This is a genomic window from Anaerovibrio lipolyticus DSM 3074, from assembly GCF_900141865.1.
GTDB classification, from domain to species: domain Bacteria; phylum Bacillota; class Negativicutes; order Selenomonadales; family Selenomonadaceae; genus Anaerovibrio; species Anaerovibrio lipolyticus.
Genome location: NZ_FQYW01000020.1, coordinates 1 through 22,192 on the forward strand (window position 1 = coordinate 1; position 22,192 = coordinate 22,192).

The window sequence follows — 22,192 nt, forward strand, 5'->3', positions numbered from 1 at the left end:
CACGCCTATTACTATTGGCTGCGAAAAATCAGGGAATACATTACGCAGTCCCAAACCACAGAAACCGAATTCGTGCAGTTTGCATTGTCGCTACAGCGGCAGGAAAAACTGTCGCAGATTATGGGACTTAACCTCGCTGAAAGAAGTATCCGTCCATTCACCATTGGTAGAAAAAAACTGGGTATTTTCCGGCTCTCCAGCTGGTGCCGAAGCCAGTGCCGCAGCGTACAGCCTCATAGAGACTTGTATAGCCAACAAAGTGGATACCAAGGAATATCTGGAATATATCTTCACAAACATGTCCCAGGAGGAATCCTTAAAGGACGATGCTGTTTTGGAAAAGTATCTTCCATGGAATGTATCCTTACCAACTGAATGATGAAGTCATTACGCAGCCGACCAGCTGCGTTTTTATTTGGGCTTGTTTAGGCATAGGATATTTTGACGCTTACGCTTAATCCTAGGCTGGACAGTCTAAGGATTTCGCGGTATTTGGTCATGTTTGTGACCTCCCAAAATTAAATTTACACCAGTGGGTGCATGGTTTAATTTTAGGAATATCTGAAAATGGTTTCCAGCACCGGAATGCTGGTTTCCTTAAGAACGGAATAGCGGTTGATAGTGTCAAGAATCTTTCGCAAAATCATTTATTACCACTTAATGGTTGAATATCACACGACCGTTACATCGGCGTAATCATTTTCTTTATCCTCTAAGTGTTTCATATTCATGTAGCGTTTTACACCCCAGTCAGAACAAGCCACATGACGTAATCTGGCGCATACCAACATAAGAGCACTGTTGCCATCAGGAAATGCTCCTATGGCCTTAGTTCTCCGTTTTATCTCACGGTTGAGCCGTTCAAGGGTGTTATTGGTACGAATCCTTGTCCAATGCTGACTAGGAAAATCCATAAAAGTAAGTGTTTCATCAATGCCATCTATTATTTTCTTGGCAGCTGTTTTGAGTTTCATATCAATTAATTTCTCAGCCACCTGGCGGGCTTTCTCTTGAGCAGTTTCCTTACTTTCCTGGGCATGGATTGCTTTTAACATCATTGCTACTTCACGTACTTTTACTCTCGGAACTACTGAAAAGACATTGCGATAAAAGTGGACAATACACCTCTGATACTTAGCTTTAGGGTATACTTCCGCTATTGTTTCAAGCATTCCATAATTCTTATCACCAATAAATAGTTTTACATTATTTAGACCGCGTTTTTTGAGCCAAAGGAGAAAATTCTTCCAGCTTTCATGGTCTTCCTTCATTCCCTCAGCGGCCCCAAGTATTTCACGATATCCATCCTGGTCAACACCTATTGCCACAAGCACAGAGACATTCTGGATTTCTCCACCCCAACTTCGTTTAAGGTATACACCGTCAACGTAGACATAAGCATATTGCCCAGCCAGCGGGCGACAACGCCATTTCTCGATGTGCTCATAGGCTTTCTTATTTAGGTTGCTTACTGTGCCGGATGATACTCTGGTACCCCATAAGGCTTCAGTGATATCTTCCACGCGACGCACAGATACTCCGGCAAGATACATCTCAATAAGTGCTTCTTCAATGGATGTTTCACGACGACGATATCTTTCGATTATTGCTGTCTCAAAGGGAATTCCTTTTAATTTTGGAACATGAAGAGTCACATCTCCGGCAGCTGTAGTGAAATTTCTGTCATAATGTCCTGAACGATACCCTTTCCGCTCGTTGGAACGTTCGTAGCGGTCGGCATTAACCAACTCATCTGCTTCATGATCCAGTAAGGCATTCAGTGTTTCTTCAACACTATTTTTTACAAGATTTTTCAGTTCCCCCTTTATTGCGGCCTCATTTAATTGTATTATTTTAGTAGACATGGTACTTTACCCCTTTCGTAAGTTGTTTGTGGTGATTCAATCTTACTAAGTGGTAATAGTCCATGTCTATTTAATTTTGCGAAAGATATTATACGTTATCAGTTATTGCATTAGGTACTAGTCGTGTCATGCAGTTTAGATCAGACTATTTCACGACTACGTTTTATAATTGTGGTGGTGCTGTTGGCGGAAATTATGATGAGTATTTAAATTTTTTAAAAAATCTGGATTATACTCCTAAGTGTATAATTTTAGGCTTGGATGCCTGGGTATTTAATCATGAATGGAACTATAACTGTAGAGTGTACGATGAGCTTGTTCCTGTAACTGAAATTCCAAGGCCAAAGATGACGCTGGTAAAAGCGGTGATTACTGATTGGTTGGACAATAAGTGGTCTTTTTCCGATATAGACATGTATCCGCAGAATATTGGATTTAATGGACGCATAAAGGATCAAGGCTTTATGATAGATGGCAGTTATTACAACGGCTACATTTATCGTAATCCCCAGGCATCGAGCGATTATATGTTTAAAGATACTTACAAAAGAATTGAAACTGGTACAGCACGATTCGAATGGGGAGCGAATGTAGATTTAAAAACCCTAACAAAGCTTGATGCACTTTTGGCATATTGTGCAGAAAAGGGGATTTATGTGATAGGCTTTTCCCCTCCGTTTGCTCCCTCGGTCATATCGGCAATGTATGATAGTGGAAAGTATTTGTATTTGCCTGAAATAGCTATCCAGTGTACGCCTTTATTTAAAAAATATGGTTTTGAATTTTATGATTACTTAGATATAAGTGGTATAGGTGCTAGCGATGATAACTTTCTGGATGGTTTTCATGGAAGTTGTGTGGCCTATGCTTACATAGTGAATGATATGATAAAATGCAAGTCTAAGATCGTTAAATATGTTGATAACGAAAAACTCGATTTATTGGTAAAAAATGCATATAATGGGCGGACTTTCTATGATCCAGAAGATAAGCGATAGAATAATTAAGGTATTCAAGATAAAAATAGTTTGAACGTTCTAGCCCCTCTTTGCCAAATTTGGCAGAGAGGGGCTTCTTGTTATGGATGTAGCCTAATTGTATTCGGTTATTTTAGTTATATTTAATTGCGTTTGCTCCATTGCAAGAGTATAATAATAATAAATTTTTATGAGCAAAATGACTCATATAATAATTATGATTGGACGACTTTGATGAAACCTTTCTTTATGATAACTATTTCTCTGCTTACATATGACGCAATAATTTATCTGTTCACTGCCTTACTGATGTTGGCATTTTACCAGGGGGCGGGACGACTAGATGATTATGGAATTATGTTGCACATAGCTTTGGCTGCTATAATTATTTTTGGCAGTCGTCTGATGTGGAATATATACCGCCAGATTTGGCGCTACGGTGGCATACAATGTTATATAAGGTTGCTCTTGGCTGATGGACTTGCTATGTGTTTGTATTTGGCTATAGATGAACTGGTTATGGAACCAAATATTTCAGCAGCAAAACTTATTGCATTATGCTGTACAAATACACTCTGTGCTTTGGGTACAAGAATGGTGTACAGGTATGCTTATAAATGTGGCGGCAGAAATGATAGTCGTGGTAAAATCTCAAGAGTTTTATTGAAAATTTTTACTGGCGGGCGCGTTATTGCTGAACCAGCTCTTGAGTCAGGAAAAATTAAAATTGCTATCGTGGGAGCAGGGACTGTAGGTGTGTCTCTGGCTGAAGAGTTAAGAGAAAACCCATCCTCCAGATATGCTCCAATGTATTTTATTGATAATAAAAAAAGTAAAGTTGGTCGTACAATTCACGGTTTGGAGGTTAAGGCTGAAGACAGTTCTGACACTTTAGCAGAGATGCGCGAGGCTGGCATTAATCTTGTAGTAATGGCTATACCAAATATGTCATCTGAGCGGCGTAAAGAACTTTATGATTTTTACCAAAATAGCGGTTTTAAGTTGAAGATTTATGATTATCCTACAGTACAGAATGCTGGTAATAAACGAGTCCTCCGCTCATTTGAGGTGGAGGAGCTTCTCTTTAGGAAAGTCATGAATGTACTGGATGAAGATACCTATAATTACTACAAAAATAAGGTAGTCATGATTACAGGGGGCGGTGGTTCTATAGGATCTGAGCTTTGTCGTCAGATTGCCAATATGTCACCTAAAAAGCTTATTATCTTGGATGTTTACGAAAATGGTGCCTATGACATTCAGCAGGAGCTTCGTATAAAATACCAAAAAGCACTTAATATGGCGGTAGAAATTGTCTCTATTACCAATAGAGTTGGCTTGGAAAAGGTTTTTGTGGAGCATAATCCACAGATAGTGATACATGCTGCAGCCCATAAGCATGTTCCGCTTATGGAACGAAACTGCATTGAGGCAGTAGAAAATAACGTTTTTGGCACATTGAATGTGGTGGAGCTGTGCGAGAAATACAACGCGGAGCGTTTTATGATGGTGTCCACTGACAAAGCTGTAAATCCTACCAATGTGATGGGGGCCACCAAGCGTATGTGCGAGATGATAGTTCAGAGCTATAGCACCTTTGGCAAGGTGAAGTACAGTGCCACCAGATTTGGTAACGTACTTGGATCAGCGGGTTCAGTAATTCCACTATTTAAAAAGCAAATAGCCAGTGGCGGACCTATTACTATTACAGATAAGCGAATTATCCGCTATTTTATGACCATTCCGGAAGCTAGCCAGCTGGTGCTTCAGTCTGGGGCTATGGCTCAGAATGGAGAGCTTTTTGTCCTCGATATGGGTGAGCCAGTAAAAATACTTGATTTGGCTGAAAATATGATAAAACTCAGCGGCGTGGATGGTATCGAAATAGTTGAAACTGGGTTGAGGCCAGGGGAAAAGCTCTACGAGGAGCTTTTGATGGATTCTGCTGATTTAAGCAAAACCAGCAATGAGAAGATTTTTATCGAGCAGGATGAAGCCTTTTCTTTGGATGAGATAAGTGGCAAGCTAAAACAACTGAAAGATGCTTGTGATATCAGCGATGATGCTGTTCGCAAGGCATTACATAATGTAGTAAGTACCTATAAAACACCTGATGAGGTTAACAAACAGGTTCAGGCTGGTTGATATATTGGTTATTTTTTAGGAGAAAATCATGAGTTATAAGAACATTTATGAAAACTTATTATCCGGCAAAGACAAACTGGCTTTGGTGGGCCTTGGCTATGTTGGCATGCCTATAGCAGTGGAGTTTGCCAAGCATGTTAAGGTTATAGGATTTGATATTAACGAAAAGCGTATTGAAGAATACAAAAATGGTATAGATTCCACCAATGAGATTGGTGCTGCCATTAAGGATAGTACCGTAGAATTTACCGCTGACCCTACTAAATTGTCAGAGGCAAAGTTCATTATTGTGGCAGTGCCTACACCGGTAAAAGAGGATAACTCCCCAGATTTAAGACCGGTGGAGGGGGCTTCAAGAACTGTTGGTCGGAATATTAAGCCAGGGACAGTGGTTGTATTCGAGTCTACGGTTTATCCAGGTGTAACCGAGGATATCTGTGTGCCTATTATTGAAAAAGAGTCAGGCTTAAAGTGCGGTGTGGATTGGAAAATTGGTTATTCTCCTGAGCGGATAAACCCAGGTGACAGGGTCCATACCCTTACTAATATTCAAAAGATTGTTTCCGGTATGGATGAGGAATCAGCCCATGTTATCAAAAAAGTATATGATATTGTTATAAAGGCTGGGACCTTCCCAGTGTCTACCATTAAAACTGCTGAAGCAGTAAAGGTTGTGGAAAATAGTCAACGTGATATAAATATTGCCTTTGTTAATGAAGTGGCCATGATCTGCGATAAGATGGGAATCGATACTGATGAAGTAATTGCCGGGATGAATACCAAGTGGAATGCACTGGGATTTAGACCAGGATTAGTCGGTGGTCACTGCATAGGTGTTGACCCTTATTATCTTACTAATGCAGCTGAAAAGTATGGTTATCATAGTCAGATTATTATTAATGGCCGCAAGGTAAACGACAGCATGGGGGCTTATGTGGCTGATGCGGCCATTAAGCAAATGATTGAGGCTGGTATGGCACCGAAAAAAGCTACGGTAGTTATTTTGGGTATTACTTTTAAAGAGAATTGCCCAGATACCAGAAACAGCAAGGTGGCAGATATCATTAATCGACTGAAGGAATATGATATACAGCCTGTTGTGGTGGATAATTGGGCTGACAAGGCCATTGCCAATCAGGAATATGGTGTGGATTTGGTACCGATGAATGAAGCACCAAAGGCTGACTGCATTATTGTGGCTGTTGGTCATAAGGAGTACAGAAATCTCTCCATGATGCAGCTTAAGGACATGTTCAAGTCTGAACTACCTAACGAGGAAAAGGTACTTATTGATGTAAAGAGCCTTTATCGCAAGGATGAACTGGATATTTCCGGTATGAGATACTGGAGACTTTGATTTTGGAGGTTTGCAAGGAATGAAATACGCATTAATTGGCTGTGGCCGTATTGCTATAAATCATGTTATTGCGGCTGTAAATAATAAATTGGAATTTGTATCAGTGTGTGATCTGTTGCCGAAGGCTATGGAGAATTTGCTTGCCAAAAAGGAACTTAATAATGACACCTCCATAAAGAGATATACTGATTACAAGGAAATGCTGGAAAAGGAACAGCCTGAACTTGTATCTATTGCCACTGAGAGCGGTATTCATGCTGAGATTGCCTTGTACTGTATAGAAAAAGGCGTTAATGTTATCATTGAAAAGCCAATGGCCATGAATATTGATGATGCCCAGCGTATTATTGATTTAGCCAAAGAGAAGGGCGTAAAGGTATCTGCATGTCACCAGAATCGTTTTAATGTTGCCGTTCAGAAGCTTCGTAAGGCTATTGAGGGAAAGCGTTTTGGCAAGCTTTCCCATGGTTCTATTCACGTTCGCTGGAACCGCAATGAGAACTATTATAAGCAGGCACCATGGAGAGGTACTTGGGCCCAGGACGGCGGTGCATTGATGAATCAGTGCATTCATGGTATTGATTTGCTCCGTTGGATGATGGGTGAAGATATTGTTGAGGTTTATGGCCAGACCCGTCAGCAGTTCCATGATTATCTGGAGGCTGAGGATCTGGGCATGGCCGTACTGACCTTCGCCAATGGTGCTGTTGCTACCATCGAAGGCACTACCAATGTATATCCACAGAATTTGGAAGAAACCCTTTATATATTTGGTGAAACAGGTACCGCAAAACTGGGGGGCAAGTCCACCAATACTATTGATGTATGGGATTTTGCAGACAGCCAGCTAGAGGATGAGGAAAATCGTGGTTTCCAGGAGCCAACCAGCAATGTATACGGCAATGGCCACACCAAGCTTTTTGCTGATATGATGGATGCAATCGAGAATAATCGTCAGCCATACGTGGATGCTGTTGCGGGCAAGAATGCTCTGGAAACAGTATTGGCTATTTATAAATCCGCCGCTGAGGGCAAGCCAGTAAAATTGCCTTTAACAAATTGCAGTTCTTTAGATTTTGTGGGGAGGTTCAGTAAGTAATGGAAAAGGATTATTTTGTCCATGAATCTTCCTATGTGGATGATAATGTAAAAATAGGAAAGGGAACCCGTATCTGGCATTTCAGCCATGTTTCCTCAGGAGCGGAAATTGGCGAAGGTTGTAACTTCGGTCAAAATGTGTTTATTGGCAATGGAGTAAAGATAGGCAATAAGGTAAAAATTCAGAATAACGTCAGTGTATACGAAGGTGTAACACTGGAAGATTATGTATTCTGTGGTCCAAGCATGGTATTTACCAATGTACGGACTCCGCGCTGTGAGTTTCCAAGAAATACCTCGGCGGATTATAACGATACCTTGATAAAACGTGGTGCCAGCATCGGTGCCAATGCTACCATAGTATGTGGTACTACCCTTGGTAAAAATGCCTTTGTTGGGGCTGGCTCCACTGTAACCAAGGATGTGCCGGATTATGCCATGGTTTATGGCAATCCAGCCCAAATCCATGGCTATATGTGTGCCTGTGGTGACACTATAGTAAAAGCAGATGCCAAGCATTTGAAATGTGCCCGTTGTGGTGTAGATGTAGATTTATGATTTGCCTTCCCCTTTGGGGAAGCACCTACAGGTACTAGGAGCATAGCTCCGTCGGTGTCAACGAAGTTGACGGATGAGGTCTGGCTAGTTCTAGCCTTCCCCTCCGGGGAAGGTGCCCGAAGGGCGGATGAGGTATTTTAGGAGGAAAATCGTGCAATTTTGTAACTTGGCTGCCCAGCAGCAAAAAATAAAAAAATCCTTGGATGAAAGAATTTCCAAGGTGTTGGCTCATGGTGCATATATTCTTGGTCCGGAGGTAACTGAACTTGAACAAAAACTGGCAGATTATGTGGGTGTAAAGCATTGTATTGCCTGTGCCAGTGGAACAGATGCATTGCTTATTGCTCTTATGGTTCTTGGTATTAAGTCAGGGGATGAGGTAATTACTACCGCCTTCACATATGTTGCAACTGGTGAAGTAATTGCCCGTATTGGTGCAAAACCAGTATTTGTGGATATTGATGCCAAGACATATAACCTTGATCCATCTAAGATTGAGGCGGCAATAACTGATAAAACCAAGGCCATTATGCCGGTAAGTCTTTATGGTCAGTGTGCGGATATGGATGCTATCAATGCCATTGCCAATAAATATAATTTGCCAGTAGTGGAAGATGCGGCTCAGAGCTTTGGTGCAACCTATAAAGGGTGCAAATCCTGCGGTTTGTCCACCATTGGCTGCACCAGCTTCTTCCCAACAAAGCCGTTGGGATGTTATGGTGATGGCGGTGCTATCTTTACTAATGACGATGAACTGGCAGCCAAGCTGGTAATTCTCCATAAGCATGGCCAGGACAGAAAGTATCATCATATTTGCATGGGACTGAACAGCCGTCTTGACACCTTGCAGGCAGCCATTCTTTTGGCAAAGTTTGAAGTGTTTGAGGAAGAAGTGAAGCTTCGGGCTGAAATTGGAAGAAAATACACAGAAGCATTGAAAGAAATTGATGGTGTTGTTACACCATTCATTGAGGAACATAACACCAGCGTGTTTGCTCAGTACACCATTCAAGTGGAGAACAGGGAGGCAGTGCAGGCAAAATTAAAGGAAGCTGGTATTCCTACTGCTGTACATTATCCTATTCCGCTCAGCCAGCAGCCAATGTTTGACTACCTCGGTACCAGGGGCAGTGTGCCTATTGCCGAAGAGGCGGCTAAGCATGTAATGAGCTTACCTATGAGTGCTTATGTTAGTGATGATGAGATAAGGTTGGTTGCTGACACTGTAACTATTTGAGGCATAGTATGAAGGACATTTTTTTATTTCTCTCTATTTTTACAAATAGACAAAAAAAATATTTTGTATTATTTTTAGGGATTATGCTTCTTGGCGCTGTTTTGGAATCTGTAGGAATAGCTGCTATATTACCATTAATCTCTTTGATGGGGCAACCAGATTTTCTTGTTGTAAATAGTTATGCTGCACTGGTAGCTGACAAACTTAATTTATCAACACATAAAGAATTTGTAATTGCTTGTGCGGTTCTGCTTATAGTTTTTTATGTAATAAAAAATGCTTTTATCACTTGGGAAATCTACATACAGAGAAAATTTACCATGAGAATGCAAACAATGTTTGCCCGAGAAATATTGTCAACATATTTAGCCAAATCATATATGTTTCATGTAAATCATAATACTGCCAAGTTATTAAGAGATGTTAATGGTGGAGCTAGCAGCATATGTAATAATATTTTGATGTCGCTATTTTATTTGGGGTCAGAGATTATAACTGCAATAGCGATTTGGATAATGTTAATATATGTTGATGCGTTCACTGCTATAGTTGTTGCTTTTATAATGGGAATGATTATTTTATCCATTATTCGTATTTTTAGGGGGGAAATAGTAAAACAGGGGGATATACAAAACATTGCCAATGTAGAATATTTGAAATGGATAAATCAAGCTCTAGGTGGAATTAAGGAAACAAAAATTTTAGGTAAAGAACGTTATTTTTTAACAGAATTCATGTCATCATACACAAGTTATGCAAAAGCTAATCAAATATATTCTTTTCTGTCTGATGTACCACGAATAATAATAGAGATGGTGGTTGTTGTTGGTTTATTATTTTTAATAATCTTTAAGCTAACAATAGGTGACAATGCTAATGATATTATTCCCGTGCTGGGTGTTTTAGCTATGGCAGCATTTCGCTTGATGCCAAGTGCAAATAGAATAGTCAGCTTTTATAACGCCATAAAAAACCAAATGCCATTTTTTTATGAACTGTATGGTGTTTTATTGGAGATTAGAACTCGCTTAACAAATGATATTGAAGTTCTTCCTATACATAACACAAAGAAAATATCTTTTAAACAAAATTTGCTTATTGATAACATTTCCTTCAGTTACGGTGAAGGTCAAGATTTGATATTAGAAGGTGTTACTTTTAATATTCCTAAAGGGAAATTTGTCGGGATTATTGGTCCTTCAGGAGCAGGAAAAACAACATTAGTTGATATTTTGTTGGGGTTATTGAAACCAACCACTGGAAGAATTCTTTGTGATGAAGAAGATATAATAGAAAATACTGGAGGCTGGCAGGCAAATTTGGCGTATGTTCCTCAAGAGATTTATTTAATTGATGGCTCTATACGTGAAAATGTAGCACTTGGTGAATCCGAGGATAAAATTGATGATGAGTTAATAAAAAAAGCCTTGTCTATGGCGGAATTGGATACTTATGTAAATACGTTGCCTGATGGATTAGACACATTTGTAGGTGAACGAGGAGTTAAATTGTCTGGTGGGCAACGTCAAAGAATTGGTATAGCAAGAGCTTTGTATCAAAAACCAGAAGTGTTGATTCTTGATGAAGCAACCTCGGCATTGGATAACGAGACAGAAAAGGCCATTACTGAAACAATATTGAAATTTAAAGGAAAAATTACAATAATTGCAATCGCACATCGTGTTTCAACATTAGAGGCGTGTGATTATAAGATAAAACTGGAAAACGGAAAAGCGGAAATTATTAATTAGTAAAATATGGAGTGACAATGATGTTTACTGACAAAACAATTTTAGTTACAGGAGGTACAGGTTCCTTTGGCAACACCTTTGTACCTATGACCTTAAAAAAATACAATCCAAAGAAATTGATTATTTATTCTCGTGATGAGATGAAGCAGTGGAATATGGCCAAGAAATTCCAAGGGGATGAAAGGGTAAGATTTTTTATTGGCGATGTGCGGGATAAGGACAGACTTTACCGGGCCATGAGCGGGGTTGATTATGTTGTTCATGCCGCTGCCACTAAGATTGTACCAACAGCGGAATACAATCCATTTGAATGCATAAAGACCAATGTAAATGGTGCCATGAACATCATTGATGTCTGTATAGATTCAGATGTTAAACGTGTAGTTGCTCTTTCCACGGATAAAGCCAGTTCACCGGTGAATTTATATGGTGCTACTAAGCTTTGCTCTGATAAGGTGTTTATTGCGGGAAATTCCTATTCTGGAGGGAAAACCAAATTTGCAGTTGTAAGATACGGCAATGTAATGGGCTCCCGTGGCTCTGTTATTCCTTATTTTATGGAAATTGCCAAGAAAGGAAAGCTTACAATAACAGATAAGCGTATGACGAGATTTATGATTTCCCTTGAACAGGGCGTAGAACTGGTTTGGCATGCTTTCGAGGATATGGAAGGCGGCGAAATATACGTTAAGAAGATTCCGTCCATGAATATCTGTGATATTGCCGCTGCTGTAGATGATAAGGCAGAGCAGGTGGAGATTGGTATTCGCCCTGGCGAAAAACTCCATGAGCAGATGATTGGCGTTGAGGATGCCCATTTCACCTATGAGTATCCTCAACATTTCAAGATTTTGCCGCAGATTTGTGATTGGGGTAAACCCGAGAATATGATAAAGGGCGGTATTCAAGTGCCAGAGGGATTCAGCTATACTTCCGACAATAACAAGGAATGGATGACCATTCCGCAGTTGCAGGAGTGGATTAAAGATAATGTGGGGAAAATTGGCAATATATAGGTAGTGTTAGAATTAAATTGAGCATGAGCGTCTTATTAGAGTATGTTATTATTTGAGGGAGAATCCATGAAATATTTAGTGATGATTCAAGCACGTTGTGGATCAAGTAGGTTGCCAAACAAAGTGTTGAAGGAGATTTGTGGGAAAACACTTTTACAACACATGATAGAACGTGTACAAAAAAGCAAAATAATTGATGAAGTTGTTGTAGTTACGTCTATCGAAAAAAACAACTTACCTATAATTAAGCTATGTTCTGAGCTTGGTGTTAGGGTAGGGGTCGGCTCCGAAGAAGATGTACTGGATAGATACTACCAGACAGCTAAACTTCTGCGTCCGGAGTATGTAATTCGATTAACGGCGGATTGTCCTTGTTTTGATGCTGGTTTATTGGATGAGGCACTTTATCAGTTGAATGATGGAACAGACTATATGGGGATGTTGAGCCAATCCTTTGCAGATGGGCTTGATATTCAGATTATATCATTTAAAGCACTGGAGAAATCTTGGAAAGAGGCAAACCACTCTTTTGAGCGAGAACATGTCACTCAGTATGCAATTAGACATCCAGAAATATTTAAATTGCAGGATTTTGTTTCTCCTATTGGTTATTTTGGTGACCATAGGTGGACAGTAGACGAGCCAGAAGATTTTATGCTTGTTGAACACATTTATAACTATTTCATAAATGAAAGAAAAAATGATAATTTTACTTACAAGGATATTATAGAATATTTGGATAATCATCCAGATATAAAAATGTTGAATAGTCAGTTTAATAGGGATGAAGGATTAGCTAAATCGATAAGAGAGGACCGAATAGTTTCAATACCTAGTAGTATATGAAAGGATAATACAATATGAGCATTTCAAAAGATGGTAAAGGACAGATTTTGTACAGAAAGGCAAAACGGATTATCCCTGGCGGAACGCAGCTTCTAAGTAAACGACCGGAAATGTTCCTGCCAGAATTGTGGCCAGCGTATTATTCGCGGGCTAAGGGGTGCAAAATTTGGGATCTTGATGGAAATGAATATATAGACGTTAGTTATATGGGAATAGGTTCTAATGTTTTAGGTTATGCGAATGATGAAGTCGATGCAGCTGCCAAGGAGGCAATTAATAGTGGCGGAATGTGTACTTTAAATGCACCAGAAGAGGTTTATTTAGCCGAAAAACTTATTGACTTGCACCCTTGGGCTGGGGGAGTTCGATACGCTAAAGCTGGCGGTGAGGCTATGGCACTAGCATCTAGAATAGCTAGAGCACATACCAATAAGGATATTATTTTGTTTTGTGGATATCATGGTTGGCATGATTGGTATTTGTCTGCTAACTTAGCAAATAAAAATGCCCTTGATGATTTGCATATTCCAGGGCTTGAACCATTGGGGGTTCCTAAGGGGCTTGCAGGAACTAATTTACCATTTCATTATAACAACATTGACGAATTTTATGCTTTGATGGATAAACATAAAGATAACATTGCTGCTGTGGTAATAGAACCAATTCGTAATGATTATCCAGAAGACGATTTCTTGAAAAAAATTAGGACGTCTACGGAAAAGAGTGGAGTTGTGTTGATATTTGATGAAGTGTCTGCTGGCTTTAGACTTTGTGCTGGTGGTAGCCATAGAGTTTTGGGAGTTGATCCTGATATCGCTGTTTTTGCCAAGGGGATGACGAACGGTTATCCCTTAACAGCAGTTGTGGGTAAGAGTGATGTAATGGATGCTGCTCAAGAAACATTTATTAGTAGTACATTTTATACGGAACGAGTCGCTTTTGCGGCTACCCTAAAAAGTATTGAAGTTTATGAACGGGAACGTGTTTGGGAAAAACAGAGTGAATACGGGAAAATTATTCAAAAAGGATGGAAGGATCTAGCCAACACTGCCGGATTGAAAATAGATGTTGGAGGAATTTTGCCAATGAGCCATTTTTCTATTATTGGTAATGAAAATCCATTGATCTACAAAACATTTGTTACGCAAGAAATGCTCAAACGGGGATATATTGCATCAAATTCTTTTTATACTTCGAATGCTCACAGTGCGGAAATTATAAATCAGTACCTGAAGCATTTGGGAGATGTGTTTAAAAGAATTGCGGAATTGAATGGTTCGGGGATAACAGTAGAAAGTCAGCTTGAATATGGCGTTTGTCAGTCTGGCTTTGGAAGATTGAATTAAGTTCGATATATGGTAGTATTAGCAAGTTGTTCACATGGGAGGGGGATTGCAAATGTCGTTCTTTAATAAAAAAATTAAAATAGGAAGTTCTACTATTGGTATCGATTATCCCACATATTTTATTGCTGAAATAGGTGGCAATTTTGATGGTAGCATAGATAAGGCAAAAAGATTAATCGATGCTGCTAAGGAAGCAGGTGCTGACTGTGCGAAATTCCAGACCTTTACAGCGGAAACTATTGTTTCCGAGGGCGGATTCTCCAAAATGACTCTCCATGGAGTACATGGCTCATGGGGACGGACTGTTTCTGAGGTTTTCAAAGATGTCGAATTTCCTGTGGAATGGCATCAGGAAATAGCTGATTATTGTAAAAATATTGGTATTGATTTTTCTACATCCCCATATTTCAAAGAGGCAGTGGATCTTTGTGCTGATATGAAGGTGCCATTCATCAAGATCGGTTCTGGTGAGATAACATGGCTGGAGATGATTGAGTACACGGCCCGCAAGGGAATCCCAATTATGTTGGCAACTGGTGACGCAACGATGTCTGAGATAGACGAGGCAGTGCGTACAATAAAAAAGACGGGAAATAAGGATTTGGTTTTGATGCAATGCATTACAAATTATCCGTCGAAGATTGACAGTGCAAATGTTAATGTTTTGAAAACTTATCAGAGCGCATTTGATTGCTTAATCGGCTACTCAGATCATTCTCCTGGGCATGTTGTGACATTGGCGTCTGTCGTTTTGGGGGCTAGAGTAATTGAAAAACATTTTACCTTAAATAAAAAGGATAAAGGGCCTGATCATCCACATTCTATGGAGCCTGATGAGTTTAAGTTTATGGTTGATTCCATTCGGGAAGTGGAAAGGGCCATGGGCAGTACCTGTAAAGAAGTGGTTGAAGAAGAGGCCGAGACAGTTTATGTTCAACGTCGTTGCCTTTATGCTAAAAATGATATAAAAAAGGGCCAAAAAATTAAGGCAGAAGATTTGGAGGTTTTGCGTCCAGCTTTGGGTATTCCGCCTAAGTATAAAAATGTAGTTGTTGGAAAAATTGCCAATAAGGATATTCCAGCTCGTGATCCTATTTTTTGGGAAGATATTTGATTGATGAAGATGATGGATAGAAATCTGATGGATAAATGACCTTAATATGGTCGTTAGGTGATGTCTATCCATCTTTTTGTGGAGAAAACTATGATAACTGATAGAGAGAAAATAATTGCCATTGTAGATAATGATTGCTTTTCCAAGTCTGATGCTGCAATTTTATTGGAAGGCGACGGTTTTTTTCGTGTTAATAAGGCCGCTGAACTATATAGAAATGGTTTGGTTTCCAAAATTGTGTTTAGCGGCAATGTGGTTGACAGAGATTATGGAAGTTATCCATTTGAGGAAAATAAACCACTGTTATTACAAAGTGGTGTTAGGGAAAGTGATTTGATTCACGAGGATAAATCAACCCACACAAGGCAGCAAGCTGTTGAAGTTATCGGTTTGGCTGAAAAAATGGGATGGAAGAAACTTGCACTAGTTGCTTCAAGTGAGCACCAATATAGGGCATATTTGACATTTTTACGTGAAATAATAGACAAAAAAAGTGATATAATTTTATATAACACACCAGCAAGACAATTAAACTGGTTTCAAGATGTTGGTTGGGGAATGCGTATAGACCGTCTGGTGGGAGAGTTTGACCGGATAGAGAAATACACAGAGCTGGGACATTTGGCAACAGCTGATGAAGTAATTCAATATCAAAAATGGAAGGAAGCTTTAATGAATGAATCATATTAGTGTAAGTGATGCAAAAGGCATAATGGGGAAGAACATGATTGGTCCTGAGGAAATTGACAAGCTGACGGATATGAAATTACTTTTAGGTGAGCTTTTGCCAGAAATACAATACTCAAGGGATGAGCTCGAAAAAAAGAAGGAAGATTATATACTTATTCTTGGTATTGGAAGCTTTAATGATGGAAGTCCTGTTACAATACGGAATATGAAAAAAATAGTGGGGATGAATCCTGAGTTATCTGAACCTTGCTTTTATAATCAGGATTGGTATAATAAAGAGGACTTTATTGACATTCCTATGAGAGATGGATGGTTCCTTATAAGAAAAGAAATTTATGAAGAGAGTAGGGCCATACAACCTTTGGAATTGAAAGAAAAATATAATTTTCCTTCTGCTATAAGTTGCACCTATGCCTTTTTTATGGCGTGGTATATCTTAGGTATTAAGCTTTGGTATCATGATTTTGTATGGTGTAGTGATACAGACCATAATGGAGATAGAATATATGTAGGTAAGTATCACGATGTAGATGGTGTCAATAAGAATGGGTTTAGTATTCATAGACATCTTGCATTGAGACCATGTTATGGTTGTATTGACTGATAAAATAGGCCGTATGTGTATTTTTGTGTTTATATTGAAAATGGACTCTAGGGATGTGGAAAAAAGTGTTAATCGGGCAGGAAATATATAATCTCTGCAGTAAAATGTTCCCATATTGCCGTAGTATAACTGGCGATGGAGTAAGACAAACATTACAGTCGTTGAGGGAAATAGTACCAGAAATAACAGTGCATGAAATACCAAGCGGTACAAACGCTTTTGATTGGACGGTACCCAAAGAGTGGCGTATCCGCGATGCTTGGATAAAAAACTCCTCAGGTGAGAAGATACTTGATTATAACAAGCATAATCTTCATGTGGTGGGCTATTCAACACCTGTAGATAAAACAGTGGATTTGGCAGAGTTGAAGCAGTATATATATACTCAGCCAGATCAGCCAGATGCTATTCCTTATGTAACCTCCTATTATAAGGGGCGGTTTGGCTTTTGTATGACCCAGGAGCAGTACGATGCTTTGCCAGAGGATACTTACCACATTTTCATTGATAGTAAGCTCTTTGATGGCAGTTTGACTTACGGTGAATTAATTATTCCTGGTGAGTCTAATAAGGAAGTGCTCATCTCAACCTATATGTGTCATCCATCCATGGCGAACAATGAATTATCTGGTCCGGCAGTATCAGTTTATCTTGCTAAATGGTTGCTCTCTTTGACGAATCGACATTATACCTATCGCTTTGTATATGTTCCTGAGACTATTGGTTCGTTGACGTATATGAGCCAAGGCGATAACCTTGAAAAGATGAAAGCAAATGTTATAGCCGGATGGAACCTTTCCTGTGTTGGGGATGACCGCACTTATTCTTATGTTCGGACGCGATATGGCAATACTTTGACTGATATAATTACAAAAAATGTTTTGCAGTTTATTTATCCTAAATATAAGGAGTATTCCTTCTTGAAAAGAGGCAGTGACGAGAGGCAGTACAATGCTCCGGGGATTGACTTGCCTGTTTGTGGTTTTTGTCGCTCAAAATTTGGTGAGTATCCTGAATATCATACGTCCAAGGATGATATGGGACTGATTTCACCAGCAGGTCTTCAAGGTGCATATGATGTGATGCAACAGTGTATTTTAGTGTTAGAAAGTAATAAAAAATATCAGATACAATGCTTGGGAGAACCACAATTGGGCAAACGGGGATTATATCCAACCATTAGTCAGAAAGGATCTTATGATGAAGTGACTGCAATGCTTGATTTTATTGCGTATGCCGATGGGAAAAATGATTTGATTGAGATAAGCAATATTATTGGGGTACCAGTCAATGAAATTATACCTATTGCTGAAAAATTAATAGCGGCCAATTTGTTAAAGGTGGTGGAATAAAATGTTAGATGCACACGTAGAGTTTAGGGCGCTAGAATCTATACTGAAGAAATTTGGAGTAAAACACGGAGATGTTTTATATGTTGCTTCAGATATTACCATGTTAATGTACAAGGTTCGTAATACCTATAATATTGAATCAATAGAAGAATATGATGAGTATCTAAATGCTTTAGTTGACAAATTACAAGAGATTATTGGTAATGACGGAACCTTGCTTTTTCCCGTATTTACATGGGGATTTTGCCGTGGTGAAGGGTTTTCAATAAAAGAAAGCGCATGTGAAGTAGGGGCTTTAAATAACTGGATTTTGAAAAACAGAAGAGATTTTCAGAGAACACAACATCCGATGTACTCTTTTATGGTTTGGGGAAAAGATGCTAGATTATTGGCTGGCATGCAAAATATAGATGGATGGGGGGATGATTCACCGTTTGCCTATCTCAGAGAAAACAATGCTACAACATTGACTTTTGATATACTTTTGGGTAAATGCTTTACTTTTAAGCATTATGTGGAACGATGTCTGAAAGTGCCATGGCGATATACGAAGGAATTTGCAGGTAATTATACGGATGCTGATGGGCATACTACTGAAAAGATATATTCGATGTATGTACGAGATTTAGATATTGTATTTGATCCAGTCAGTGATATAAAAGAATTTGCTGGCAAGGATATTTTTAAACATGCTAAGTGGTTTGATATTGATTTGTGGTTTATGAATTGTTCGGAAGCATTCTCTGTTTATATCGATGATATAAAAAATAATGATGCTAGAGGTTGTTACAAATTTAAAAACTATCATCCTGATTGGACGAGTGGTCAGACACACCCTGATGTAAAAATTTCAATATGAATATAATGGGTGTTTGTGTGGAGAGTATTTTTATAATTACGATATGAAAGAGGTTATACCATGAATAATATTATTAAATATAATAAAATTTTTGCTAATGTATTAGGAATTAGGATAAGTGACACCACAGATTTAGACAGTTTAATAAGAAATGAAATAAGTGCGTGGGATTCATTGGGGCATATAAGTCTGGTAACATCACTGGAAAAAGAGTTTTCAATACGCCTTGAGCCTAATGATATAAAGAATTTTACATCATATCAGGATGGAATAGAAATATTGCATAAGCATGATATAGAACTGTAAACGTATTAATATAGAATCAATTGTGATAATGTTTAATTATAATGGTCGACATTTATAGTTGACGGGATGTTATCAAGATGATAAAACTTGTGTTTAAATAACTAAGATATTATTTGGTTTATAATGGTCCCAAGAATTTAGACCAGTACTTTATTTTTTAAGCGTGCATGATATAGTAATTAGTAACGAATGGAGGTTACTATCATGCCGAAAAGGAAATACACTGCTGAATTCAAGAGCAGAATTATCATCGCTATTTTGCAAGGCGATAAAGAATTTAATGTCATATGTTCTGAAAACAATTTAAATCCCAATATGGTTCGTAAGTGGAAGCAGGACTTCTTACAGAACGCCCATCTTGTATTTGATGCAGCACCTGAGCAAAAGATAGCTCAGAGGAAGGAGTCTGACCTGAAGAAGAACAACGATCAAATGCTAAAAACCATTGGCCAACTGACCCTGGAACGTGATTTTCTTCAGGACTGCTTTCGCCAAGTTGGAGAACAAATCCCAGAAATCCCGGAGTTTAATTCAAAAGGATAAAGGCATTTCTATCCGCAGGCAATGTGAACTTCTGGGCATTAACCGTTCAAGCCTGTATTATGTCCCATCTGAGCCAGATCCATCGGCCAATGCTCTGGATGAGGCTATAATGGCCCGTATTGATTACTGGCATACAGCATTGCCATATTTAGGCTCCAGAAAGCTTGTCATTAAGCTAAATGAAGATGGTTATCCTGTCAAGCGAAAGATTGTAAGACGCTTAATGCAAAAGATGGGTATATATGCCATTTATCCCAAGCCTAATCTGTCGGCACGTAACTTTAAAGAAGCTATCATCCCATATCTGCTCAGAAATTACAATGTGGCATTTCCAAATCAGGTATGGTCTATTGATATAACCTACATCCCAAGGCCTCACGGGCATATGTATCTGACCGCCATAATAGACTGGTACAGTCGCAGGATTGTAGGCCACTATCTATCCGACAGCCTTGATACAGAGTCTGTCATATACGCAGTAAGGGAAGCTGTTAAGGAGTGTGGTATCCCAGCAATTATTAATTCAGATCAAGGTAGCCAGTTTACAAGTGATACCTATAAGCAATTACTAAAAGACCTTGGCATTCGTCAAAGTATGGACGGCAAGAGCCGTTGGGCTGATAACATCATGATAGAAAGATGGTTCCGTAGTCTAAAGACTGAACAGATTTATCCCAATGAGTATGATTCGCCCAGGGAATTACGTAAGCTGGTTAATGACTATGTGGACACATATAACAGCCTTCGTCCGCATGAAGCACTGGACTACAATGTACCAGATGAGGTCTTTTATGGCTGTTTTGCAGCTTAGTATTATACTGTATTATGACACTCTTAAAATTTTAAAAAGTGGTCTTGACAGAGGGCCCATTATAGTTATTAGTAAAAAAAATTGGAGATCACATATGAATGTTTTAGTAGAATTTGGCACTGGTGCCGAAGATTTTGACGATGAAGTTTATACAGAGCTATTAGATTTATTACATGTACAAACTTGTGTTTTGAATTATCACAATGAGGATTTATTGTCTTCTAGTAAAATAAATAAGCATGTAACACAGGCGTTTTGTGCATTGCCATTCTTTTATGGCGATTATAGCGACGCCATTGCTGAAATTGGAGAGGGGGAACCCGTGGACGACAAACTTTTGCACCAGCTTTCCCCTTATGAGAATGAGATTATAGCATTGTTGCTGAGATGGTCTTCTAGTGGATATACCGATATATGGCATGAATATTATAATCACATCAGATTTTGGAATCATGTGTTAGATAAGTACAAAATAGATGTCTATTTTACTACAGAAGTTGTGCATCAGGGATATAATTTTATTTTGTATTTATTATGTAAGATTAAAGGGATAAAATATTTTAGTACACAAAGGGCAGGATTTCCGGATCGTTTACATATTGTTGTTGATGTTCATGATCAGTTACCATTTTTTAAGAATGAATTTATCAGTAACTTTGATGCTTATAAAAATACAAATATAGATAAGATAGATTTAAGACCTGACATTCTGGAAGTGTATGAGTTTTATACAGGGAATAAAAATAGAACTCCAAGTTATATGAAAAATAGGAAGGCGCCTAAAAGAAGAACGTGGGCGATCTGGTTATATGATAACGTCTTCGTGGCTAAATGGTTATTTGATGTATATGTGAATAATAATTTCTTCGGAAAAAGGATAAGAGATTTATATCGTCGAGCTAAATTCTTGTTAGGAATGGGAATTAGGTTTTTCTCTTTTGATAGTAAGACTAATGAATTATTTATAAAATCTGTTGTAACTAGCTCCATTTTTAGGGAAGTTGCTACTTACTTCTCATATTATCAATCTAAGGCTATAAGTGCAGATTATTCTTTAAATTACATTTATGTTCCTTTGCATTACCAGCCAGAGGCTACCTCAAATCCTTTAGGTGGAAGATTTGTTGATCAGGTCATGATGATAAAAACGATGTCCTATTATTTACCAGAGGGATGGTTGATTTATATAAAGGAGCATCCCAATTTCAATAATAATTTGGGCCTTCATAATCCTCATCGTGCTTCGTGGCGGACAAAAACATTTTACGACGAATTGGATAGTTTGACAAATGTCAGATTTATTGACTTGAATGAAGATACATATAAATTGATTGATAATAGCAAGGCTGTAGCGGTAATTACAGGAACTGCCGGGATGGAAGCAATAACGGTCCATAAGCCATGTCTTATGTTTGGTTATAGTTATTTGCAATATGCTCCAAATGTATTTACAATCAGGAATAATGATGATTGTAAAATGGCTATGAATCAGCTGGAAAAAGGTATTGATAATAAAGATATTGATAAGAAAATCAAGGTGTATTTTAAAACTTTAGAGAATTATTTTTTCGAAGGCAGAATTGTTTGGTGGGATGTAATGCATCGTCCTAACATTTCACAGTTTAGAGAAAAAAGTAAACGAAATATAGTTAATGCGTACATCAAAGAGATAAAACGAGTTTTGGGTGACGAGGTTATTAAAAAAACAACATAGAGG

Annotated in this window: 20 protein-coding genes and 1 pseudogene; 20 read left to right on the plus strand and 1 reads right to left on the minus strand. The window is 38.5% G+C overall.

The annotated features are described in order from the left end of the window. Nucleotides 1-126: 126 nt before the first annotated feature. Nucleotides 127-257 (plus strand): annotated as a pseudogene (locus B6K08_RS14345) (IS66 family transposase); the annotation flags it as partial. A gap of 414 nt (nt 258-671) precedes the next feature. Here B6K08_RS14345 and B6K08_RS10945 read toward each other — a convergent pair. Further along, nucleotides 672-1,865, minus strand: a complete 1,194-nt coding sequence (locus tag B6K08_RS10945; RefSeq protein ID WP_080325129.1) for an IS256 family transposase — start codon at nt 1,863-1,865, stop codon at nt 672-674. A 128-nt stretch (nt 1,866-1,993) separates the two neighbouring features. Here B6K08_RS10945 and B6K08_RS10950 point away from each other — a divergent pair, with 128 nt between their 5' ends. The 19 genes from B6K08_RS10950 to B6K08_RS11040 all read left to right on the plus strand — a co-directional run bounded on the left by B6K08_RS10950 (nt 1,994) and on the right by B6K08_RS11040 (nt 22,189). Beyond that, a complete protein-coding gene (locus B6K08_RS10950; RefSeq protein ID WP_080326118.1) occupies nt 1,994-2,863 on the plus strand; it encodes a hypothetical protein in 870 nt (289 codons plus the stop codon). 288 nt (nt 2,864-3,151) lie between these two features. Next, nucleotides 3,152-4,987, plus strand: a complete 1,836-nt coding sequence (locus B6K08_RS10955) for a polysaccharide biosynthesis protein (protein WP_200810419.1) — start codon at nt 3,152-3,154, stop codon at nt 4,985-4,987. A gap of 28 nt (nt 4,988-5,015) precedes the next feature. Then, nucleotides 5,016-6,344: a nucleotide sugar dehydrogenase gene (locus B6K08_RS10960; protein WP_080326119.1), complete on the plus strand. Its 1,329-nt coding sequence runs from the start codon at nt 5,016-5,018 to the stop codon at nt 6,342-6,344. Between the two features lie 19 nt (nt 6,345-6,363). Continuing rightward, nucleotides 6,364-7,443, plus strand: a complete 1,080-nt coding sequence (locus B6K08_RS10965; protein WP_080326120.1) for a Gfo/Idh/MocA family protein — start codon at nt 6,364-6,366, stop codon at nt 7,441-7,443. Then, nucleotides 7,443-8,000 (plus strand): acyltransferase, encoded by a 558-nt coding sequence (locus tag B6K08_RS10970; RefSeq protein WP_080326121.1) that lies wholly within the window; start codon nt 7,443-7,445, stop codon nt 7,998-8,000. The genes B6K08_RS10965 and B6K08_RS10970 overlap by 1 nt, the downstream gene beginning before the upstream one ends. Before the next feature lie 151 nt (nt 8,001-8,151). After that, nucleotides 8,152-9,237, plus strand: coding sequence for a DegT/DnrJ/EryC1/StrS family aminotransferase (locus B6K08_RS10975; protein ID WP_080326122.1), 1,086 nt, complete (start codon nt 8,152-8,154; stop codon nt 9,235-9,237). 8 nt (nt 9,238-9,245) lie between these two features. Beyond that, a complete protein-coding gene (locus B6K08_RS10980; RefSeq protein WP_080326123.1) occupies nt 9,246-10,988 on the plus strand; it encodes an ABC transporter ATP-binding protein in 1,743 nt (580 codons plus the stop codon). Nucleotides 10,989-11,008: 20 nt separating this feature from the next. Beyond that, nucleotides 11,009-12,004 carry a UDP-N-acetylglucosamine 4,6-dehydratase (inverting) gene (gene pseB / locus B6K08_RS10985; RefSeq protein WP_080326124.1) on the plus strand — a complete coding sequence of 332 codons (996 nt, stop codon included), beginning with the start codon at nt 11,009-11,011 and terminating at the stop codon, nt 12,002-12,004. A gap of 81 nt (nt 12,005-12,085) precedes the next feature. After that, a complete protein-coding gene (locus B6K08_RS10990; protein ID WP_234985355.1) occupies nt 12,086-12,850 on the plus strand; it encodes a cytidylyltransferase domain-containing protein in 765 nt (254 codons plus the stop codon). Nucleotides 12,851-12,864: 14 nt separating this feature from the next. Continuing rightward, nucleotides 12,865-14,196, plus strand: a complete 1,332-nt coding sequence (locus B6K08_RS10995) for an aminotransferase class III-fold pyridoxal phosphate-dependent enzyme (protein WP_080326126.1) — start codon at nt 12,865-12,867, stop codon at nt 14,194-14,196. 52 nt (nt 14,197-14,248) lie between these two features. Next, nucleotides 14,249-15,310 (plus strand): N-acetylneuraminate synthase family protein, encoded by a 1,062-nt coding sequence (locus tag B6K08_RS11000; RefSeq protein WP_080326127.1) that lies wholly within the window; start codon nt 14,249-14,251, stop codon nt 15,308-15,310. A 90-nt stretch (nt 15,311-15,400) separates the two neighbouring features. Next, nucleotides 15,401-16,000 carry a YdcF family protein gene (locus B6K08_RS11005; RefSeq protein ID WP_080326128.1) on the plus strand — a complete coding sequence of 200 codons (600 nt, stop codon included), beginning with the start codon at nt 15,401-15,403 and terminating at the stop codon, nt 15,998-16,000. Further along, on the plus strand, nt 15,987-16,604 hold the full coding sequence (locus B6K08_RS11010; RefSeq protein WP_080326129.1) for a hypothetical protein: 618 nt from the start codon (nt 15,987-15,989) through the stop codon (nt 16,602-16,604). The genes B6K08_RS11005 and B6K08_RS11010 overlap by 14 nt, the downstream gene beginning before the upstream one ends. 65 nt (nt 16,605-16,669) lie before the next feature. Then, entirely contained in the window at nt 16,670-17,956 is a 1,287-nt protein-coding gene (locus B6K08_RS11015) for a DUF4910 domain-containing protein (RefSeq protein ID WP_234985353.1), read from the plus strand. Nucleotide 17,957: 1 nt separating this feature from the next. After that, the gene (locus B6K08_RS11020; RefSeq protein ID WP_080326131.1) at nt 17,958-18,815 is read left to right on the plus strand and encodes an AAC(3) family N-acetyltransferase; all 858 of its coding nucleotides are present in this window, start codon (nt 17,958-17,960) and stop codon (nt 18,813-18,815) included. Nucleotides 18,816-18,875: 60 nt separating this feature from the next. Further along, on the plus strand, nt 18,876-19,121 hold the full coding sequence (locus B6K08_RS11025; protein WP_080326132.1) for an acyl carrier protein: 246 nt from the start codon (nt 18,876-18,878) through the stop codon (nt 19,119-19,121). A 204-nt stretch (nt 19,122-19,325) separates the two neighbouring features. Further along, nucleotides 19,326-19,664, plus strand: a complete 339-nt coding sequence (locus tag B6K08_RS11030; protein WP_080326133.1) for a transposase — start codon at nt 19,326-19,328, stop codon at nt 19,662-19,664. Beyond that, nucleotides 19,618-20,475, plus strand: a complete 858-nt coding sequence (locus B6K08_RS11035) for an IS3 family transposase (protein ID WP_080326134.1) — start codon at nt 19,618-19,620, stop codon at nt 20,473-20,475. Before B6K08_RS11030 ends, B6K08_RS11035 begins: the two co-directional genes overlap by 47 nt. Next, nucleotides 20,456-22,189 carry a capsular polysaccharide export protein, LipB/KpsS family gene (locus B6K08_RS11040; protein WP_080326135.1) on the plus strand — a complete coding sequence of 578 codons (1,734 nt, stop codon included), beginning with the start codon at nt 20,456-20,458 and terminating at the stop codon, nt 22,187-22,189. Before B6K08_RS11035 ends, B6K08_RS11040 begins: the two co-directional genes overlap by 20 nt. Nucleotides 22,190-22,192 lie beyond the last annotated feature (3 nt).